15 protein-coding genes are annotated in these 18224 nt (G+C 62.9%); 8 read left to right on the top strand and 7 right to left on the bottom strand.

Features of this window, described 5'->3' with window-relative positions:
- The first annotated feature begins 65 nt into the window (after positions 1 to 65).
- Positions 66 to 941, top strand: a complete 876-nt coding sequence (gene dapA / locus G3480_RS11575) for a 4-hydroxy-tetrahydrodipicolinate synthase (RefSeq protein ID WP_164654049.1) — start codon at positions 66 to 68, stop codon at positions 939 to 941.
- Between the two features lie 49 nt (positions 942 to 990).
- Complete coding sequence (gene bamC / locus G3480_RS11580; protein ID WP_240905763.1) at positions 991 to 2187, top strand: outer membrane protein assembly factor BamC; 1197 nt, start codon at positions 991 to 993, stop codon at positions 2185 to 2187.
- Between the two features lie 476 nt (positions 2188 to 2663).
- On the opposite strand, the gene G3480_RS11585 is transcribed toward bamC, so the two are convergent.
- From G3480_RS11585 to G3480_RS11600, 4 genes are all read right to left on the bottom strand, one after another.
- Positions 2664 to 3788 (bottom strand): glucose-6-phosphate dehydrogenase assembly protein OpcA, encoded by a 1125-nt coding sequence (locus tag G3480_RS11585; RefSeq protein ID WP_164654051.1) that lies wholly within the window; start codon positions 3786 to 3788, stop codon positions 2664 to 2666.
- 16 nt (positions 3789 to 3804) lie between these two features.
- Complete coding sequence (zwf, locus tag G3480_RS11590) at positions 3805 to 5352, bottom strand: glucose-6-phosphate dehydrogenase (protein ID WP_164654052.1); 1548 nt, start codon at positions 5350 to 5352, stop codon at positions 3805 to 3807.
- A 352-nt stretch (positions 5353 to 5704) separates the two neighbouring features.
- Entirely contained in the window at positions 5705 to 6178 is a 474-nt protein-coding gene (locus G3480_RS11595; protein ID WP_164654053.1) for an anthrone oxygenase family protein, read from the bottom strand.
- A complete protein-coding gene (locus tag G3480_RS11600; protein WP_164654054.1) occupies positions 6175 to 7032 on the bottom strand; it encodes an NAD(P)H-binding protein in 858 nt (285 codons plus the stop codon). The genes G3480_RS11595 and G3480_RS11600 overlap by 4 nt, the downstream gene beginning before the upstream one ends.
- Before the next feature lie 124 nt (positions 7033 to 7156).
- On the opposite strand from G3480_RS11600, the gene G3480_RS11605 reads away from it, so the two are divergent.
- The gene (locus G3480_RS11605; RefSeq protein WP_164654055.1) at positions 7157 to 8104 is read left to right on the top strand and encodes an AraC family transcriptional regulator; all 948 of its coding nucleotides are present in this window, start codon (positions 7157 to 7159) and stop codon (positions 8102 to 8104) included.
- A gap of 84 nt (positions 8105 to 8188) precedes the next feature.
- Here the strand turns inward: G3480_RS11605 and G3480_RS11610 are convergent, their stop codons facing one another.
- Positions 8189 to 8599 (bottom strand): VOC family protein, encoded by a 411-nt coding sequence (locus G3480_RS11610; protein WP_164654056.1) that lies wholly within the window; start codon positions 8597 to 8599, stop codon positions 8189 to 8191.
- Between the two features lie 1046 nt (positions 8600 to 9645).
- Here G3480_RS11610 and G3480_RS11615 point away from each other — a divergent pair.
- The 5 genes from G3480_RS11615 (at position 9646) to G3480_RS11640 (ending at position 15938) form a co-directional block, all read left to right on the top strand.
- Positions 9646 to 10392, top strand: a complete 747-nt coding sequence (locus tag G3480_RS11615; protein WP_240905764.1) for a paraquat-inducible protein A — start codon at positions 9646 to 9648, stop codon at positions 10390 to 10392.
- Entirely contained in the window at positions 10389 to 11072 is a 684-nt protein-coding gene (locus G3480_RS11620; protein WP_164654057.1) for a paraquat-inducible protein A, read from the top strand. Before G3480_RS11615 ends, G3480_RS11620 begins: the two co-directional genes overlap by 4 nt.
- Positions 11065 to 12735: a PqiB family protein gene (locus G3480_RS11625; protein WP_164654058.1), complete on the top strand. Its 1671-nt coding sequence runs from the start codon at positions 11065 to 11067 to the stop codon at positions 12733 to 12735. The genes G3480_RS11620 and G3480_RS11625 overlap by 8 nt, the downstream gene beginning before the upstream one ends.
- A gap of 304 nt (positions 12736 to 13039) precedes the next feature.
- Entirely contained in the window at positions 13040 to 14602 is a 1563-nt protein-coding gene (locus G3480_RS28325) for a CorA family divalent cation transporter (protein ID WP_240905765.1), read from the top strand.
- A 496-nt stretch (positions 14603 to 15098) separates the two neighbouring features.
- Entirely contained in the window at positions 15099 to 15938 is an 840-nt protein-coding gene (locus G3480_RS11640) for a hypothetical protein (RefSeq protein WP_164654059.1), read from the top strand.
- A 685-nt stretch (positions 15939 to 16623) separates the two neighbouring features.
- Here the strand turns inward: G3480_RS11640 and G3480_RS11650 are convergent.
- Entirely contained in the window at positions 16624 to 17934 is a 1311-nt protein-coding gene (locus tag G3480_RS11650; protein WP_164654060.1) for a ClC family H(+)/Cl(-) exchange transporter, read from the bottom strand.
- A 7-nt stretch (positions 17935 to 17941) separates the two neighbouring features.
- On the bottom strand, positions 17942 to 18224 hold a 283-nt coding region (locus tag G3480_RS27865; protein WP_206171679.1), incomplete at its 5' end, for a hypothetical protein.

Below are 18224 nucleotides of genomic sequence, written 5' to 3' on the forward strand. Positions count from 1 at the left end.
CCGCCTAGCCGCGCAAGCTACCATGGCCACTTTCGTTCTACGCCTTCGATAAGTGGAGTTGGAGCATGTTTCGCGGCAGCATCGTTGCGCTCGTTACCCCCATGCACGCAGAGGGGGAGGTCGATGACGCGAGCCTGAAACGTCTCGTCGATTTTCATGTGTCCGAGGGAACGGTCGCCATCGTCTCCGTTGGCACGACCGGCGAGTCCGCGACCCTGGACGAGGACGAGCACTGCGCGGTGATTCGCCGGACCGTCGAGCTGACTGCGGGGCGGATCCCGGTCATCGCTGGAACGGGCGCCAACTCGACGCGCGAGGCCATCCTGCTCACGCGCTGCGCCAAAGAAGCAGGCGCGGACGCCGCGCTCCTGGTCACGCCCTACTACAACAAGCCCACCCAAGAGGGGCTCTATCTCCATCACAAGGCCATCGCCGAGGCCGTCGACATTCCCCAGATCCTCTACAACGTTCCCGGTCGGACCGCCTGTGATATGCAGCCGGAGACCGTGGCGCGGCTCGCCGAGGTCGACAACATCATCGGCGTGAAGGAGGCAACGGGAGACCTGAGCCGCGTGCGGATGATCCGCGAGCGCTGCGGTCCGGATTTCGCGATCTACAGTGGGGATGACGCGACCGGGTGCGAGTTTATGCTGCTCGGCGGCGACGGCGTGATCTCGGTGACCTCCAACCTTGCGCCGCGCCAAATGCAGGATATGTGCGAGGCCGCCCTGCGTGGTGACCGCGAGCGCGCGCTAGCCATCAACGCCAAACTCGATCCGCTCCATCACGACCTCTTCGTGCAGTCGAATCCCATTCCCGTAAAATGGGCAGTCGCCGAGATGGGCCTGTGTTCGAAAGGGATTCGCCTGCCGTTGACCTGGCTGAGCGATGATTGCCACGAAAGAGTCCGCCGCGCCATGAGCCATGCAGGTCTGCTCTGAGGCTTGGGGCGCTGATGAGCGCTGGATGGCCACTGCCATTGAGATAACCATGATTCTTAGACCGCGTTTCAAGCGCCTTACCCTGCTCGCGACCTTGGTGGTGCTCGCCCAGCTCATGGGCTGTAGCTCAAGTTCGATCAGTGATGCCGTGCCGGATCAGCGGCTCGTGTACAAACAGCAACGCGAGGCCGCCGACAATCTCGAGATCCCGCCAGACCTGACTGCGGGAACTTACAATGACGCGCTCGACATCCCGGATGGCAGCGGTGCCCCGACCACATACTCCGAGTACAGCGGAGGCCGTGCGCAACGCCAACGCGTCGCCACCAGCGGAGACGTCCTGCCTGAGGTTCCGAGCGTCGAGCTGAAGCGGCGCGGTAACGATCGCTGGATCCAGGCCGATGCCTCCCCGCAAGCCATTTGGCCCAAGGCGGTCTCCTTTTGGCGTCAGCAGGGGATTCTCCTCGTCGAGCAGGATCCAACCATTGGGCTGATGCGGACCGACTGGCTGGACAACCGCGCGGAGATTCGCAAGGACTTCGTGACACGCATGGTCAGCAAGGTCGTCGAGGGCGCCTATTCCACGTCGACGCGGGATCAATACACGCTGAGGATCGAGAAAGGGGTCAAGGCCGGGACGACGGACATCCATTTGACGCAGCGCGGCATGACCGAGCGCTTGGTGACCAACGCCATCGGAGACGGCAGTCGCACCATCTGGGAGCCCAGCGGGACAGACACGGAGAAAGAGGCCGAGATGCTGCGTCGGCTGATGGTCTACCTCGGTGCCTCGCAGCAGCGTGCCTCGACGGCCGTCGCCGCGACGGGTGACAGTGCTGCGCCGGCGGGTCCAAATGCACGCTTGGTGACCGAGGGCGGTGTCCCAGTGCTGGTGCTCTCCGAGGAATATCGGAGCGCGTGGCGCAGGACTGGGCTGGCGCTGGATCGCGCGGGCTTTGCCGTCGAGGACCGCAACCAGAGCAGTGGCGTCTACTATGTGCGCTACGCCGGCCGGCGTGGCCCCGAGGGCGGGCCACCTCCGCGCGGCGAGAAGAAGCCGGGTATGCTCTCTCGCCTGGCCTTCTGGCGTAAGGATGACGATCCCGACAAGGTGCGTAAGTACCAAATCAAGGTCACGGGGGATGGTGCGGAGTCGCGCGTGACCGTGCTTGATGAGAATGGCAAGCCTGAGCAGTCGGCAAACGGTCAGCGCATTCTCGCCCTGATGCAACAGCACATGCGCTAGGTCTTTCTTCCCCGGTCCTCGCGACTTCGCTCAGGGACCGGGGCGTCTTGGCTCCATCTGCCCTTGGGGCCGCATTCGAAGCCCTTCTGCGCATATGTTGTCCCACCATTGACACTCTAGATCGCTGAAAATCCATATGCTTCTTCCGCACGCGATTGCCTGCCCTTGTTCCACGGCAGATGGCCGGTGGGACGCGCGTGCCGAGTGTTTGACGTCGACATCGTCTGTTCCCTCCGAGGGTTTGAGCAAATAGCAGTGGCGACCATTCAGTTTCGAGGGACGGTTTCCGACCCAGATCAGCCACTGAGCCAGGCCACCCGACTGACCGGCGTGCCGTAACAGCGGTCGGCCGCGCTCGCGAGGCAAATGTCCGCTGTAGCCCAATCACCATAGAGTGCCCTAGGCTTCATCTCGCCAACACCATGCAAGCCTCAACCCCTCCGATCTGCTTGCGTCAGGCGGTGGCGCCTACAGGCTTATTGGCTTGCTGTCGGTGCGTTGGCCGATTTGACGACCTTGGCCATGGCTTCGGAGAACGCAATCGACGCGGTGAATAGGGCATCACCGGCGCGGTGCGCGAGTTGGGCGGCAACCATCTGCTCGAGGCGCTGATCCACGGTGGGTATCGATGACGGACGCAAGGTGGTGTCTCCCGGGAAGTGGCGGATGTGATGGCCCTCATGCTGATAGTCGGCATGGCTGGCAGGCTGACCATCACCACTCCGCCAGGCGATCCGCATCCGATCGATGCGCGGTGGCCCCTCGTCACGGCGATGCACCGCGATCCGGATCGGCCCGTTGGGCGACGTGAACTGCCAGATCAGCTGCTTGCCCGATGTGGCCAGGCCCTTTTGGGGTTTCCAGTCGAGACGCGAGGCCAGCCAGCCAAGGAGTAGCCATGCCAGCGGCAGCGCATGTGGTCCGTGGTGCAGCTCGATCGAATCGATACGCTGCAGCGCGCCTGGGACTATGGTCGGGGACAGGCTTTGGGACAGAATCCGCCGCCAGGGTTTCAGTCGGCGCCACGCCAGGTTGAAGATCACGGTGCGATTGTTCTTCGACCATTGGGTCATCGCCAGGACGCCACGCGGTGGGTCCGCCCAGCCGATGCTGTCGTAGATGATCTGGTTAGCCATCGGGGCAAAGGCGTCGAACACTGGGCCGGTGAGCGCCGGCGGCCGCGGGCTGAGCCACCAGAGCGCGGCGGGCAGGTCGCTAATCAAGAGCGAGCGCACGATCGACGCCGCGCGCTCCGCGCCGCCCGCGCCGAAGCGAAGCTCGATGTGCTCGGCGCACACCTGCTGGCCGTCGCCGGTCTGTCGAGAGTGCGACGTCACCCAAGCCCGCACCTCATCGGTAGAGTGCTCATCGATCAGTGCCAGCACCAGCACCCGCGCCGGGTGATGTTGCACCAGCCGAGGGATCCGCTCGGCAGCGTCCAATGCCTGCTCCTCGCCATCGCAGAACATCATCACGTTGGACATCGAGGCCCGTGTCACCGTGCCGCCATCTTTCTGATGGCGGCTGATCGACGCCCAGATCGCGGCGAGTTCGCGCTCGATCTCGACGGGGTCTATGTAGTGCTCAACGGAATGGTTCATGACACTCCAGCCGTTGTCAGAGCCGACGCCAGGCGTGGCCGTCGGCGTCGATCAGCCGATCGGCCTCGATCGGACCCCAACTGCCCGCCGGGTATTCCGGCAGCCAGCGCTCCCCACTGGCAGCCCAAGCATCGAGGATGGGCTGGATCCAGTGCCAAGAGGCCTCGACCGCGTCGTCGCGCATGAAGAGTGTGGCGTCACCGGCCATGACATCGAGCAGCAGGCGTTCGTAGGCCTCCGGCGACTGATCGCCGAAGGTCGATCCGTAGCGAAAGTCCATCTTCACCGGATAGATCTTGACCTTGGGGCCCGGCAGCTTGGTGCCGATGCGCAGGGACAATCCCTCGTCCGGCTGGATGCGCAGTGCGAGCACGTTCGGCTCCAACGGATGGTCGGTGTCGGTGTTGAACAGCATGTGCGGGACCGCCTTGAACTGCACCGCCACCTCGCTGACGCGTTTCGGCATCGCCTTGCCGGTACGGATGTAGATCGGCACGCCGGCCCAACGCCAGTTGTCGATGAAGAGGCGCAGGGCGACGAAGGTCTCGGTCGTGGAGTCCGCCGCGACGCGCTCCTCGCGGCGGTAGCCCGGAGCGTCCTTGCCGCGAAAGAAGCCTGAGGCGTACTGCGCCCTCACCACCTGCCGGTCGACCTCGTGGCTCAGCATCGGACGCAGGCACTGCAGCAGGTCGAGACGGCGGTCGCGGATCACATCGGCGCGCATGCTCCAGGGCGGCTCCATTGCCACCAGCGACAGCAGCTGCAGGATATGATTCTGCACCATGTCACGCAGGACCCCGGCGGTCTCGAAGTAACCTGCACGGGTGCCGACACCCTCCGCCTCGGCCACCGTGATCTGCACATGATCGATGTGCTTGGAGTTCCACAGCGGCTCGAAGATGGAGTTGCCGAAGCGCATCGCGAGGATGTTCTGGACGGTTTCTTTGCCGAGGTAGTGATCGATGCGATACAGCTGATGCTCGGCGAAGCAGGCCTGCAGCGACCGGTTCACGCCGCGCGCGCTCTCGAGATCCCGCCCGATGGGCTTCTCGACGACGAGACGGGTGAAGGGTAGATCCTGATCCGCAGGTGCGACCAAGCCGCTGTCCCTGAGCCCGAATACACAGGTGTCGATGAAGCTCGGAGGGATCGCAAGATAGTAGAGGCGGCTGCCGGCGATGCCGAAGCGCGGCTCGATCTCTGCGGCCCTTGCCTTGAGCGCGGCGTAGGCGGCGGCTTCGCCGAAATCCCCTTGCTGATAAAACAGATGCTCGGCGAAATCTTGCCACTCCTCCTCGTCGAGCTGGCGACGCGAGAAGCGTTCGATGCCGTCACGCGCGAAGTCGCGAAACGCCTCGTCGCTCAGCTCATCGATGGCGAACCCGATCACCGCGAACTGCGTCGGCAAGAGGCCGTCCAGCGCGAGGTTGTAGAGCGCCGGGATCAGCTTGCGTTTCGAGAGATCGCCGGCGCCGCCGAAGATCACGAGGGTGCAGGCCTGTGGAAAGAGTTCCTCGCTCCGGCCGGTCATCAATGGGTTGGCGTCGGCGTCGGTCTCAGTCATAACTGGCTACCTGTTGCCTGGCGCGGCCGATCCGTCGTACCCCGGCGGTCGCGTCGCGCTCGGAATCTTGGCCTGAACTGCCTCGTCGATCACCTCTGACGAGCGCGACGTGAGCAGTTCAGACCCTCTCTGTTGAGGAGGTTGAGGCGGATCACGTCGAGGCAAGGCCGAGAGAAGCGCTTTGCAGAGCCGGCACTTCCAGGGGAAGTCAATCAGCCAAGTCCCGGAAACCTGCGACGGCCGATTGGGAATGCTGCAATGGCTGTAATGCAAGAACCCTCTGCGTCTTGCTGTCCCGCTCGAGTCTGCCCTTTGTGTTGAGAGGCTGTCTGAAATCCGGGATCCAGCCGAGCTACAAAGACAGGATCAGCAGGAGCGCGGAGAACAGCGGCGCGACGGTCCGCACGTGATTCATTCGCACCCATTCCCGCTGATAGCGCGCCCAGTAGGCGGCACCCTCGCTGCTGTCCGGATCGAGACCGGCCAGGATCCTATTGCGGGGCACGTGGTAGCCCAGGGTCAGCAGCACGACGCCTGCGATATAGAGTGCCGCCGCGATCACCCGCAGCGCAGCGCCGGGCTGGTCGAGATTCAGGCCCGCGTGTGCGCCGAGCGCCAGGCAGGCGGCGCCGGTCCCGAAGAGCAGCAACATGAATACGGGGCTCGGCGCGGCGGCGTTGATCGCTTGCATGGCGACCATCCCATGCGCTGCGCTCAGGCGCTTGAGACCCGTCATGGTGAAGGTCGAGAAGGTGAAGAAGACTCCTGCCACGGTCGCCGCGCCCAGCGCACAGAGGATGGCGAGGACCGGCGCGAGGACGCTCACGCCGCCACCTCGTCTCGGTCCCAGACACCGGCCGCCGCCGTGGCACGGGCATAGTCGCGGAAATCGCGCGGTGGGCGCCCGAGCGCACGCTGAACACCGTCGCTGAGATAGGCGTTGCGCCCATCGAGCACCTCCGCGACCAGCTGTGCGATGGAATCGCTCAGGTCCCCGGGGAGGCCCTGAGCGGTGAGCGCCTGCGCGAATCCAGCTGGCGTGACCGGCGCATAGCCTACCGCACGTCCAACGGCGGCACTCAGCTCCGTGGCGACGTCAGCGAGCGTCATTAGGCGCGGGCCGGTGAGTTCGTAGAGCTGTCCGAGATGGCGGTCGTCGGTCAGGGCCGCGTAGACCACATCGGCGATGTCTTCGGCATCGACAAAGGGCTCTAAGGTCTGCCCGCCAGGCATGGCGAGCACCCCGTGGCGTACCGCCTCGCGCAGGAGGTCCTCGAAGTTCTGATTGAAGGAGGCGCAGCGCAAGATTGTCCAGTCGGCGCCTGAGGTTTGGACGCGCCGTTCAGCCGCCCGAGCACCGGCCTCGCCACGTCCGGAGAGCAGAATCAAGCGTCGCACCCCGCGGGCCACCGCGAGGTCGGCGAAAGCGCCGATGGTGTCGGCGGCGCCGGGCAGCGCCAGATCGGGGTGATAGGTGATGTAGACGGCCGCAACACCGGTCAGGGCGGTATCCCAGGTGCCCGGGTCCTCCCAGTCGAAGCCTGTCGCGGTCGAGCGCGAGGCGGGACGCAAGCGCATCCCTGCGGCCATCAGGCGCTCGCTGACCCGGCGTCCGGTCTTGCTACCGGCGCCGATGACGACTGTGGTTCCAGTCTGTGCGGCCGTTGTGTGCGGGGTCATCAGTGGTCTCCTCCAGAGGGTTGATCAAACGCGTATCTGTTGGAGAACAAGTCTGGACGCTGCTGTCCGCTTGGCCCATGGCTGAGCGGCTCAGATTCATACGCCATCGTCTAAACTTGCGCGCATGGACCCCTTCACCAGCCTGCTCGGCGGCCCCCGCGCCCGCGACGCCTTTGCCCTGCGCGCCAGCCTGTCGCCGCCCTGGTCACTGCGCATCCTGGCCGAGTCGCCACTGACCCTGCTTGCCGTCGTGCGGGGACATGCCTGGGTGATCCCCGATGCGGGGGCGCCTGTGCGGCTAGCGATGGGCGACGTGGCGGTGACCCGCGGTCCCGACCACTACAGCGTCGCCGATGACCCGAGTACGCCGACCAGGGTCGTGATCCACCCGGGGCAGCACTGCCGCTCGCCGGAGGGTGAATCGCTATCCGAGCGGATGACGCTCGGCGTGCGGACCTGGGGCAATCATCCTCAGGGTGAGACGCTGATGCTGGTGGGAGCCTATGAGGCGACGGGCGACATCAGTGCGCGTCTGCGCCAGGCGCTGCCGCCGCTGCTGTCGCTGACGCGGGATGAATGGAGTTCGCCCTTGGTCGCACTGCTTTGCGACGAGATGAGCGAGGACAGGCCCGGTCAAGCCGCCGTGCTGGATCGCCTGCTCGACCTACTGCTGACCGCCGTGCTGCGCACCTGGTTTGCCCGACCCGAGGCATCAACACCAGGGGCATCTCCGCCCCAAGCCGATCCGGTGGTGGGCCACGCCGTGCGGCTGCTGCATGCAGATCCCGCGCATCCCTGGACGCTGGAGCGTCTCGCGCAGCGGCTTGGGGTCTCGCGGGCGGCCCTTGCGCGGCGCTTCCATGAGGTGGTCGGCCAGCCGCCCATGACCTTTCTGACCGAATGGCGCTTGGCGCTGGCCGCCGATCTGCTGAGCGCGCCGAAGGCAACCCTGGGCTCGGTGGCTGCGAGGGTCGGCTACAGCACGCCGTATGCGCTGAGCAGCGCCTTCAAGCGGGTGCGCGGCATCAGTCCGCGCGAGCATCGCGCTCGCGTCATGGACGGAGGCGCTTGAGCCTTGGCTCGCGACCGGGCCGCCACGCATGCTGTCGCGGACGCGGTGGACGACGGCCCTGCAGCAATCGCCTACATCGACCCCTCAGCCTTTCAGCTCGACCCTATTGCCTTCGGGGTCTTGGAGATAGAGCGAGGGGCCCGTACCGGCGGCGCCGTAGCGCGTAACGACCTCACCCACTGCCACGCCATGACGCCGCAGATGCTCGCCAATGGCGTCGGCATCCCAGGGCTGTACCTGCAGGCAGACATGATCCATGTTGGGTGCCCCGTGATCGGGCGCAGAACCGCCTTGTCGACCCAGCGCGCTGTTGCTATCGACCAGGTCGATCAGCGACTGCCCGGCGCGCAGTTGCGCAAGCCGCAGTTCGCCGGGGCCGCGCTCGAGCCGACAGCCCAGCACGTCCCTGTAGAAGGCGATCATGCCATCGAGGTCGGTGACGCGGATCACGACATGGTCGATCGAGCGAATGTTGATGGGATTCGGCTGATGCATGGCGTTTCCCTCGTGAAGCAAATGCGGGCAAGCTCAGGGCGCAAAGACAGGCCAGCGTCGAGCGACGTGACTCCGGCAGGACGGCTCCGAGCAGGGCGGTTCCAAACCGAAGGCAGGCGCGGGTGAGCCCTTGCCTTAGAGGATATCCGGAACAGAATATGCCTAAGCCTGGAAATTATATAATTTACAACATCTAAAGGATCAATCGCCGAATCGTTGTGGTGTTAGAGTACAGCGATATATTCAAGAAATTACAGATGCTTGTGCTTTAGAAGCAAGTTCTGAACCGGATATCCTCTTAGAACGTGTCCATCAATTGTTTCCCGATGCGAGCGATGCCGCCCGAAATCCCCCCAGCCCCCCTTTGCGAAAGGGGGGAAGTTGTTGATGGACGCTTGCTTAGAGAGAATAGTTCCAGTGCCATGTCGCGCAAGGTGACAAGATCGAACGCAGGCATCCTTTGTTCTGGTGCATAAACGAAGTACCTGCTCGGCCTGACCCCGTCTCACCTTCCTCACTCAGCACCATCGAGTATGCCTTCGCTAACGTCCGCCGGGCGCTTGCTAAAGCGATCGTCGAGGAGCGTTTCGGTAGCGATCGTGCGGAATCCGGCGAGACCCATCGCAAACCCTTCATCGCATCAGTAATGCGGCTCGTGGCATCAGGAAAACGGAGACACCTTGGCTGTGAATTATTCAGCAGCGCATGTCAGGAGTTCTGCATGGGGTGCCCGCCGCCGCTGAGTTTCAGCGTCGCATCAGAGACGATCAGCTGGTTGGATTGCAAAAATGATGGTTGGAGTTTGCCGTGCCGTCCTCGGTCAGGATCGACCATTTCAGGGCAAATGGACGCACCGCTTGTGTCAGTTTGGGCGATGTGGCATAGAATGTTGAGCGAGCAGTTTCAATAGATTCAGCTTCAGCAATCTGCTAGGCGTCGCGGTTGCAGAGGTGTCAGACGCTATAGCCATCGAGATCCCGCTGTCTTGACTGTGGTTTTTGCAATTTTGGTACTTTTGATCGAGCGTGGGCCGACCGGGCCGCAGCATGCCCGAGGGTAGTCGCATCGGTGGCGAGATGACGCCAGTCGCTTGCCATGAGTGCGACCTCTTGCAGGTGCTGCCCGACCTTCCGCCTGGAGGCAAGGCAAGCTGTTGTCGTTGCGGTTGCACGCTTGCCACCCGTCCAGCCGATCCGATCGAACGCCCTCTCGCGCTCGGACTGGCTGCCTTGCTGGTCCTGGTCGTGGCCAATACGACGCCGCTGATGGGGCTGTCTGCCGTCGGTCGGCATGCGAGTACGACGATCATCGGCGGCGCCTATCAGATGTGGTTCGAGGGACAGGAGGTGACCGCCGTGATCGTGGCCTTTTGCGCGGTCATCGCCCCTGCCGGATATCTGCTTTTCCTGTTGATCGTGCTGTTCGCGGTGCGTCGACCGCCAGCCCCCAGTTGGGTCGGCGGCATGCTGCGCTGGGCTGAGCGGGCGCGGTCTTGGGCGATGACCGAGGTGATGATGCTTGGCATCATGGTGGCGCTGATCAAGATCGCGGACTTGGCCAAGGTGGAGGCCGGTATCGGGATGTATGCCGTCGGTGCCTTGATGCTGCTCTTTCCCGCGATCCTGAGCAGCGTCGATACCGAGGAACTCTGGGCGAGGGTGGCCTGGCACGCATCTGATCCAGAATCCGGCCCCGCTCCCGAAGGGGAACTCGCATCCCAGCCAGCGCCTGATGTGATCGGCGGCTCAGAACCCCGCACCGGTGAGACCCCATCCGCAGGGTCCGCTGCATGACGTCAGCCCCCCTGACCGCGAACAAGGCCGGATTGCTGTCCTGTGAGACCTGCGGACTCTTGGCCCAGCCGGCGAGCGTGGCCGAGCCTGGCTATTGTCCGCGCTGTGGAAGCGCGCTCGAATCACGCCGTCACCGCTCCATCGAGCGGACCTGGGCGCTCGTCATCGCTGCCGCAATCTGCTACATCCCGGCGAACATGCTGCCCGTGCTTGGTACCACCACGCTCGGTTCGACCGAGTACGACACCATCATGGGCGGTGTGGTGTTCCTATTTACCTCCGGGTCCTGGCCGCTGGCGCTGATCGTCTTGATCGCGAGCGTCATGGTTCCGCTGGGCAAGTTGGTTGCCTTGAGTTATTTGCTGATCACGGTTCAGCGCGGCTCGATGCAGGGCAGCAGGGAGCGAACCCGGCTCTACCGCATGGTAGAGTTCATCGGCCGCTGGTCGATGCTGGATGTCTTCGTCGACACCTTCACGGTCGCGCTGGTGCAACTGGACCCGCTGATGTCTGTGCAGCCCGGACCTGGTGTGCTGTTTTTCGCCGCCGTGGTGGTGCTGACGATGATTGCGGCGAGCACCTTCGATCCGCGCCTGATTTGGGATGCCCTTTCGGGTGCCGGTTCTGAATCGATCCCATTGGAAGAGAACAGTCCGCAACAGGAGTCCAACCTTGGCTGAAGTCATTGATGGCCAAAGCTTGCCGCGCGCAACCCTGACACCCAAACGGCGTGGCCGGGTCTCGGCGGTCTGGCTCATTCCGCTGTTTGCCGCGCTCGTTGCGGTCGGCATCGCGGTCAATCGGATCCTGAACGAGGGGCCGACCATCACCATCCTGTTCAAGTCCGCCGAGGGCGTCGAGGCCGGCAAGACCTTCATCAAGTACAAGGACGTGAAGATCGGCGAGGTCTCCGCGGTGGAACTGCACGATAACTTCTCCAAGGTGCTGGTCACGGCGAAGATCGACAAGCATGCCGAGGATCTCATGGTGCAAGACGCCAGTTTCTGGGTGGTTCAGCCGCGCGTCACGCTGAGCGGTGTCTCCGGTCTGGGCACACTGCTATCAGGCAACTACATCGGCTTCGAAAAGGGCAAGTCCACAGAGAGCCAGCGTCGCTTTATCGGGCTCGAGGTCGCGCCAGTGATCACCATGGATCAGCCGGGCAAGCAATTTGAGCTGACGGCTGCGGACATGGGCTCCTTGGGGATTGGCTCGCCGCTCTATTTCCGTCGCCTGCAGGTCGGCCAGGTCATTGCCTCTAAGCTTGCCGCCGACGGCGATTCAGTGCAGTTCAAGGTCTTCGTCAACGCCCCCTATGATCGATTCATCAGCGCGGAGACACGCTTTTGGAATGCCAGCGGCCTGGACGTCTCGCTCGGCGCGGATGGGGTCGACGTGCGCACCCAATCACTGGTGTCCCTGCTGATCGGCGGGGTTGCGTTTGAGACGCCGACCTTCCTCACCGCCGGTGAGCCTGCCGTCGCCGACAGCGCTTTCCCCCTGTTTGCGGACCGGACCACCGCGATGAAGCAACCGGATGCCATCGCCAGACACTATGTGCTCTATTTCGACGACTCCCTACGTGGGCTGTCCGTGGGTGCGCCAGTGACCTTGCTCGGTCTGGAGGCCGGCGAGGTAATCGACGTCGGCTTTGAGATGGACCCCGGGACCCTGGTGCTGCGCGGCCGTGTCGAGGTTGTCGCCTATCCGGAGCGGCTCGTCGCACGCCTGCGCAGTGCGCAGGCCGAGCAGTCGAAGCAGATCCTCGGTGACGAGCAACAAAGCCACGCCTTCTTGCAACGGCTGATCGAAGAGCGTGGACTGCGCGGCCACTTGCGCAGCGGTAGCCTGGTCACGGGGCAACTCTACATCGCCTTCGACTACGTCCCGGATGCCCCCAAGGTCGAGATCGACTGGGACGTACCGATGCCGGTGATCCCGACTGTCCCAAGTACCCTACCCAATCTCGAGGACAAGGTGACGGGTATTCTGGACAAGGTCGATAAGATCCCATTCGAGGCGATCGGTAACGAGATCAAAGAGGTCCTAGCGACGCTTGATAACGCGATCAAGGACATCGACAAGGCCGTGGATCACATCGATACCGGCGTCACCCCGGAGTTGAAGTCCGGCCTCGTCGAGTTCCGGCGCGCCCTAGCATCCGCCGAGCGCGTGTTGAATAACACCGATGCCACTTTGCTCGGGCCGAATGCCCCCGCCCAGATAGAGTTGAGCAAGGCCTTGCAAGAGGTGGCACGCGCCGCCCGTTCGGTGCGCGTGCTTGCCGACTACCTCGAACGCAACCCGGGCGCGCTGATTCGGGGTAAGGGCAAATTGCCCTGATCTTGATGGTCCCGTCAGTTCTCGCAATCTCGGCCGTTTGCGTGCTTCTGATTCAACCGGGCGTGGCCATGCGGGGACTGATGAAAGTGTCCATCGACAACTTCCCCCCTTGTTTTCGCAAAGGAGGGCTAGGGGGATTTCGGGCGGCATCGCTCGCATCGGGAAACCATCGATAGATCGGCCGTGCCTTCTTGGCGCAGCCTGAGGCCGAGGCCCAGATGCTGCCTTGCGTTGGCAAGCGCGGCCCTGAAGGCAACACCAAACTCTAGCGTTTTGTTTTCCAATCAGCCCAAGATCATCCGCTATGCCTGAGATCACCCGTTTCGGTCCCGGAAAAGCCGCAGATCACGGCGCCGCCGGCGGCGTCACCTGGTTCGATATCGATATGGCCGTCGACGCTGATCGCGAATGGCTGATGGCGTGGCAGGAGATCACGGAGCAGACCCGACAGGCGTTGTTGGAGCCTGTGCGCTTCAACCATTATGAACAAGTGCCTGACGGCACCTTGCTGCGCGTGAAAACCCCGCGTCCCGGTGCGACTGAAGATGTCATCGATCTCGCTGACTTGAAGCTGCTGATCGGCGCCAGCCGTGCGGTCACGGTAAGATCCGGGGCGCTCACCGCCGTGGATGAGTTACGCCAGAACCTCTTGTCGGACAGGTCGCTGGTGACGGCAGTCGATCTCTTGGGGTTCATGGTGTCGGCAATGACCAACCGGATGGAAGCGGTCATCTACGACCTGACTCAAGACATCGATAACCTCGAGGATGCATTGCTCGACGGTGGTTCAATGCCAGCCCCGCAGACGCTGAGCGCGATTCGGCGCCGAATCTTTCGCACCCGACGGCAATTGAATTCCACCCAGCAGGTGCTCGCGCCCATGACCACCGATCCTGCCCTGGCGCTGGATGCCGACGATCGTGAAACGCTGGATCGGGCGTCGAGGCACGTGACGCGCTACTTGGGCGGGTTGGATGAATGCCGCACGCGGTTACAGATGCTGGCGGATCAGATCGAGGCGCAACGCTCGGACACCATGACACGCTCCAGTCTCGATCTGAGCATCGTCGCGACTGTTTTCCTGCCGCTGAGCTTCATTACCGGCCTGCTTGGGATGAACATCGGAGGTATCCCCGAAGAACATAATCCGCTTGGCTTCTGGTTGGTGACTGCGTTGTCTATCACCATTTCCGTCGTGGCTTGGCGCTGGCTGCGTCGTCAGACGTTCGATCGCTATCGGCCTCAGGCGAGCATGGGCAAGGAAGAACCTGAAGGCTTGACGGAGACCCCTGTGATCGATGGCGCGGGGTTGACGCCTGCCCTCAAGGAAACCAAGGGTGAGCCCAGCAAGCAGACTGCCTCCCTCCCCGATACCGAACGCGGGCGCCAAGACCCGTCAGGGGGAACGAACCTTGACAGAAATCGCCCTTTTCCGCCAAGCAAGCCTGGTAGCGTCTATCTCCTCGCATTACTGCTCGCGCTCCTGCTGTTCTCTTTTCACGTTGTCGTGATCCTGGATGTGGTGGGCGAGTTGTTTGGTCACGAGGCATGGCTGTTGGCGCATCTTAGTCGCCTTGCTGGCGAGGCCGCCCTGCTCGGCTGCTTTTTTGTGTTGTTCGCAGCCCACTTCATCGAAGCGGCGGCATGGGGCCTTTTTCTGCGCTGGACCCGGCTATTCCCGAGCACGCTGGAAGGCATCTACTTTGCCGCCACCTCCGCCACCACGCTTGGCTATGGCGATGTCGTGCTGCCAAGGCCTTGGCGACAACTCGGGCCCTTGATCGCCATTCACGGGGTGCTGTTGTTCGGCTGTTCGACGGCGTTCTTGTTCGTGATCCTGCAGCATGTATGGGCGCAGCAACTTTAGAAGCTGTCTGGAAACTCGGGGACTGAAGTCGCACCTGCACCCGTCCATCGGGGCCGCTACGATGATCTTCTGAGCGCGATTCTCCCGATGCATGTGCTTGGACACGGCCGCCAAACCCCGTCGAGGGCGCCTGGAAAGCTGACGTAAGCGTCGGGCCTTTGTTCAATGAAAACAGGGACCCGCGAGCGCTCCAGCGCTCGCTCGACCGGCACGCCAAGGTCTCGGAGGACTCCGATCGCGTGAATCAGATGCTGCGCCCGTACGACGGGGATATTCAGGTCGCTGTCTCCGTGGTGGGCTCGGACGGGGACACCCGGCAGATTGTCGTGAAATGGTTAGACCGAGGCGATGAAACCTAAGACCATATCTGGTCGACATCTGGCTATCATAGCGATGATTCCAAATTTCTATCCCAGCCCTGAGCGACAACGCCTGCATAGCGCAACACTTGGCGCTCGGGGCGGCCTCATTGATCCACGCGTTAACGGAATAAGTCATGCTCGTAACCATACCCCTCCATCGGACGCTAACCGCCCTAGCGGTGCTCGGCCTATCGGCGTCTCCGGCCATCGCCCCAGCAGCGGACAAGGTCGATCCCTACGACGGTGGCTGGCATTTCACGCTAACGCCCTACCTCTGGCTGCCGAATGCCAACGGTACGATCAACGGACACGTGCTCGGGTCTGATCTCGGCGATTTCAGCGCCAGCACCGAGATCGGTCCAAACGACTATCTGCAAAACCTCAAGTTCGGCGCTATGGCCACCGGCGAGGTACGCAAGGGCGATTGGTCGGTGTTCACCGACATCATCTACATCGATTTCGGCGATCAGCGCTCGCATGTACGCAACATCACCGGTCTCGAGGGGCGGTCCCTGAGCAGCATCGACCGCAACGCCACCACCAGCCTCTCGGCAACCGTCTGGACGATGGCCGGTGCCCGAACCATGGTGCACGATCCCAAATTCAACCTCGATCTGTTGGCCGGGTTTCGCTACGTCGGGATCGATACCGAACTCAAGCTGGACATCATTGGCTCCGACGGTGTTATCGATACCAGTGCGCGAAGCTCCCGCGAACTGACCGAGTGGGACGGCATCATCGGGGTCAAGGGCCAGGTCCGGTTCGGTGAGGGTCGCTGGTACATGCCCTACTACCTGGACGTTGGCACTGGCTCATCGAACTGGACCTGGCAGGCACTGCTGGGCCTGGGCTACGCCTTCGACTGGGGCGATGTCAACCTCTCTATCCGTAGCCTCTCTTATGATTTCAACGACAAGCATGACGTGGATCTGCGCATGACTGGCCCAACGCTGGGGGCGACCTTCCGCTGGTAAGCAAGTGTCCATCAATTGTTTCCCGATGCGAGCGATGCCGCCCGAAATCCCCCCTAGCCCCCCTTTGCGAAAGGGGGGAAGTTGTTGATGGACGCTTTCTAAGTGAAGGATTTCGGTCCCGATTGCGATAGCGATTTGGAGGCAGACGCCAAGAATCCCCTGATCGCCTTTCGCAATCCGCCTTTCGCAATCCCTAGCGAAGCTGCGCCTCAGACCGACGACTCATGCCATCGGAATCGCTATCGGAATCGGTATCGCTATCGTCGGTTCGATCCCGATCCCGATCCCGATCCCGACGGTCTTGGATAGTCGGACGCTTCATCGAAATTTGACTCATCTGCAAGCATTTTGCGCCCTCAAGGATTCTAGCCAGGCTGCGCCTCAGACCGACGACTCATGCCATCGGAATCGCTATCGGAATCGGGATCGCTATCGTCGGTTCGATCCCGATCCCGATCCCGATCCCGATCCCGATCCCGATGGTCTTGGATGGTCGGACGCTTCATCGAAAAAGGTAGAGGGCTTGCACGCGCCCGCCGGGCGCTCCCCTCACGCAAGAAGTGCAGGTTCCGCCCTCCTTATACATGGAGTGATCCGCAGCTGGTGCGGCGGGCGCTGCGCATGGCGCCGATCCTGCCCGTCTGCAGCCTGCTCGCGGAATTCGGCCTGGATCCAGCGCCGATTATCATTGAGGCGTCGGTGAAGGATTTGACCGCGCGGCGCGGCGTCCCAGCGAATCGTAGATCGGCGGATTTCCGACCCATGTCGGGACCACCATCGCCGTGAAGCTGGCGGCGACCATCGGCAACAACAGGGTCGCGCTGCCGGTCATTTCGGTGACCAGCGCGATCCCTGTCACCGGTGCGCGCACGACGCCCGCGAAAAAAGCCGTCATGGCAACAGCGGCGAAGGCTTCGGGGTCGATCTCGATACTCGGGAACAGGAGGCGGCAGGCGAGCCCGAAGAACAAGCCGGCTTGAGCGCCGAGCACAAGAATCGGCGCCAGCAGCCCGCCTGGCGTCCCTGCTGAATAGGAGGCGGCTCCGAGCGCCAGGCGCAAAAGAAACAGCAAGGGGAGCATCAAAATGACTTCGGCGCCGTTCAAGGTCCGCTGCGTGATCTGATCACCGCCGCCGACGAGGTCCGGTGCGAACCATGCCAGGGCACCGACACTGGCGCCAATCACAAACGCCCGTGTCTCGGGCTGCCAGCCCAGGCGCTCGATTGCTGCAACCGATGCAAGCAGGCTTCGGTTGTAAAAAATGGCCAACCCCCCGGTGAAAAGGCCGAGAAGGATGTAGAACGGCTTGACCACCATGCCGCCGGCGGTCACGTCGGGCAACACAAAGGCGGTCGCGTCCCCGAGCAGCAGGCGCGCAACGCTGATGGCGCTGGCAGAGGCGCCCAACGCGACCACAGCGATTCTGGGATCGAATCGTCCGACCAGTTCCTCGAGTACGAAGATCGCCCCGGCCAGTGGCGCATTGAAAGCGGTTGCCAACCCGGCACCGCCCGCACCGGCCATCAATACCAGGCAATCAGCCTGGGTGCGCCGGAAGGTCTGTCCAACCCAATGCGCCAGGCTGACCGCCATCTGAACGCTCGGCCCTTCTCGGCCAAGGGCCAGCCCGGACCCGATCGCAAGCACGCCGCCGACGAACTTGACCGGGACAAGGAGTAGCGGCGCAGGCGTGAGCCCGCCCTTGAGTACGCCCTCGATATGTGGGATACCGCTGCCCGCTGCGGTCGGCACAAGCCGTCGCACCAGAAATGCAGCGATACAGGTGGCTGTCGCAGCCCCTCCGACGATGACCGCGACCCCGAGCCACGACTGCCCATGGGCCCATTCGATCAGCGCGTTCCGTTCCCTATCTGCCCATTGCAATGACATCCGGAACAGGCCGCCGGTCAGCCCAGCACCAAGGCCGACCAGACTTGCCAGCACAGCCAGCACAAGGAGGTTGCCCTCGTCGGTATCCCGCTTAGCCATTTTCATTTTTAACTCAATAACTTGCTAAGAAAGCGCTCATCAATTGTTTGCTGATGTGAGCGATCCCGTCCGAAATCCCCCCCTGGCCCCTTTGCGAAAGGGGGGAAGTTAAAGGGGGGAAGTTGTTGATGGCCTTGATCATCGTTTCGTTGCGCCAGGCAAAGCCTGGAAGGAGAGGAAGATAGCGGACGGATAAGCGAATCGGAAACTCCTTGTTGTGGCCCACCGGGTGCAAGTCCCGAGCCGGTAAGGATTGGCCATCCACCGGAACCGAGTGTGGCGTGGTTCGGGAGTGA

This window comes from Thiorhodococcus mannitoliphagus, assembly GCF_010915725.1.
In the GTDB taxonomy this organism is placed as follows: domain Bacteria; phylum Pseudomonadota; class Gammaproteobacteria; order Chromatiales; family Chromatiaceae; genus Thiorhodococcus; species Thiorhodococcus mannitoliphagus.

Excerpts from the sequence above, each read along its gene's own strand:
- G3480_RS11640 (WP_164654059.1), top strand. The coding sequence starts at position 15,099 with ATGCTCGTAACCATACCCCTCCATCGGACGCTAACCGCCCTAGCGGTG.
- G3480_RS11605 (WP_164654055.1), top strand. The coding sequence starts at position 7,157 with ATGGACCCCTTCACCAGCCTGCTCGGCGGCCCCCGCGCCCGCGACGCC.
- zwf (WP_164654052.1), bottom strand. The coding sequence starts at position 5,352 with ATGACTGAGACCGACGCCGACGCCAACCCATTGATGACCGGCCGGAGC.
- G3480_RS28325 (WP_240905765.1), top strand. The coding sequence starts at position 13,040 with ATGCCTGAGATCACCCGTTTCGGTCCCGGAAAAGCCGCAGATCACGGC.
- G3480_RS11610 (WP_164654056.1), bottom strand. The coding sequence starts at position 8,599 with ATGCATCAGCCGAATCCCATCAACATTCGCTCGATCGACCATGTCGTG.
- dapA (WP_164654049.1), top strand. The coding sequence starts at position 66 with ATGTTTCGCGGCAGCATCGTTGCGCTCGTTACCCCCATGCACGCAGAG.
- G3480_RS11615 (WP_240905764.1), top strand. The coding sequence starts at position 9,646 with ATGCCCGAGGGTAGTCGCATCGGTGGCGAGATGACGCCAGTCGCTTGC.
- G3480_RS11600 (WP_164654054.1), bottom strand. The coding sequence starts at position 7,032 with ATGACCCCGCACACAACGGCCGCACAGACTGGAACCACAGTCGTCATC.
- bamC (WP_240905763.1), top strand. The coding sequence starts at position 991 with ATGATTCTTAGACCGCGTTTCAAGCGCCTTACCCTGCTCGCGACCTTG.
- G3480_RS11585 (WP_164654051.1), bottom strand. The coding sequence starts at position 3,788 with ATGAACCATTCCGTTGAGCACTACATAGACCCCGTCGAGATCGAGCGC.
- G3480_RS11650 (WP_164654060.1), bottom strand. The coding sequence starts at position 17,934 with ATGAAAATGGCTAAGCGGGATACCGACGAGGGCAACCTCCTTGTGCTG.
- G3480_RS11620 (WP_164654057.1), top strand. The coding sequence starts at position 10,389 with ATGACGTCAGCCCCCCTGACCGCGAACAAGGCCGGATTGCTGTCCTGT.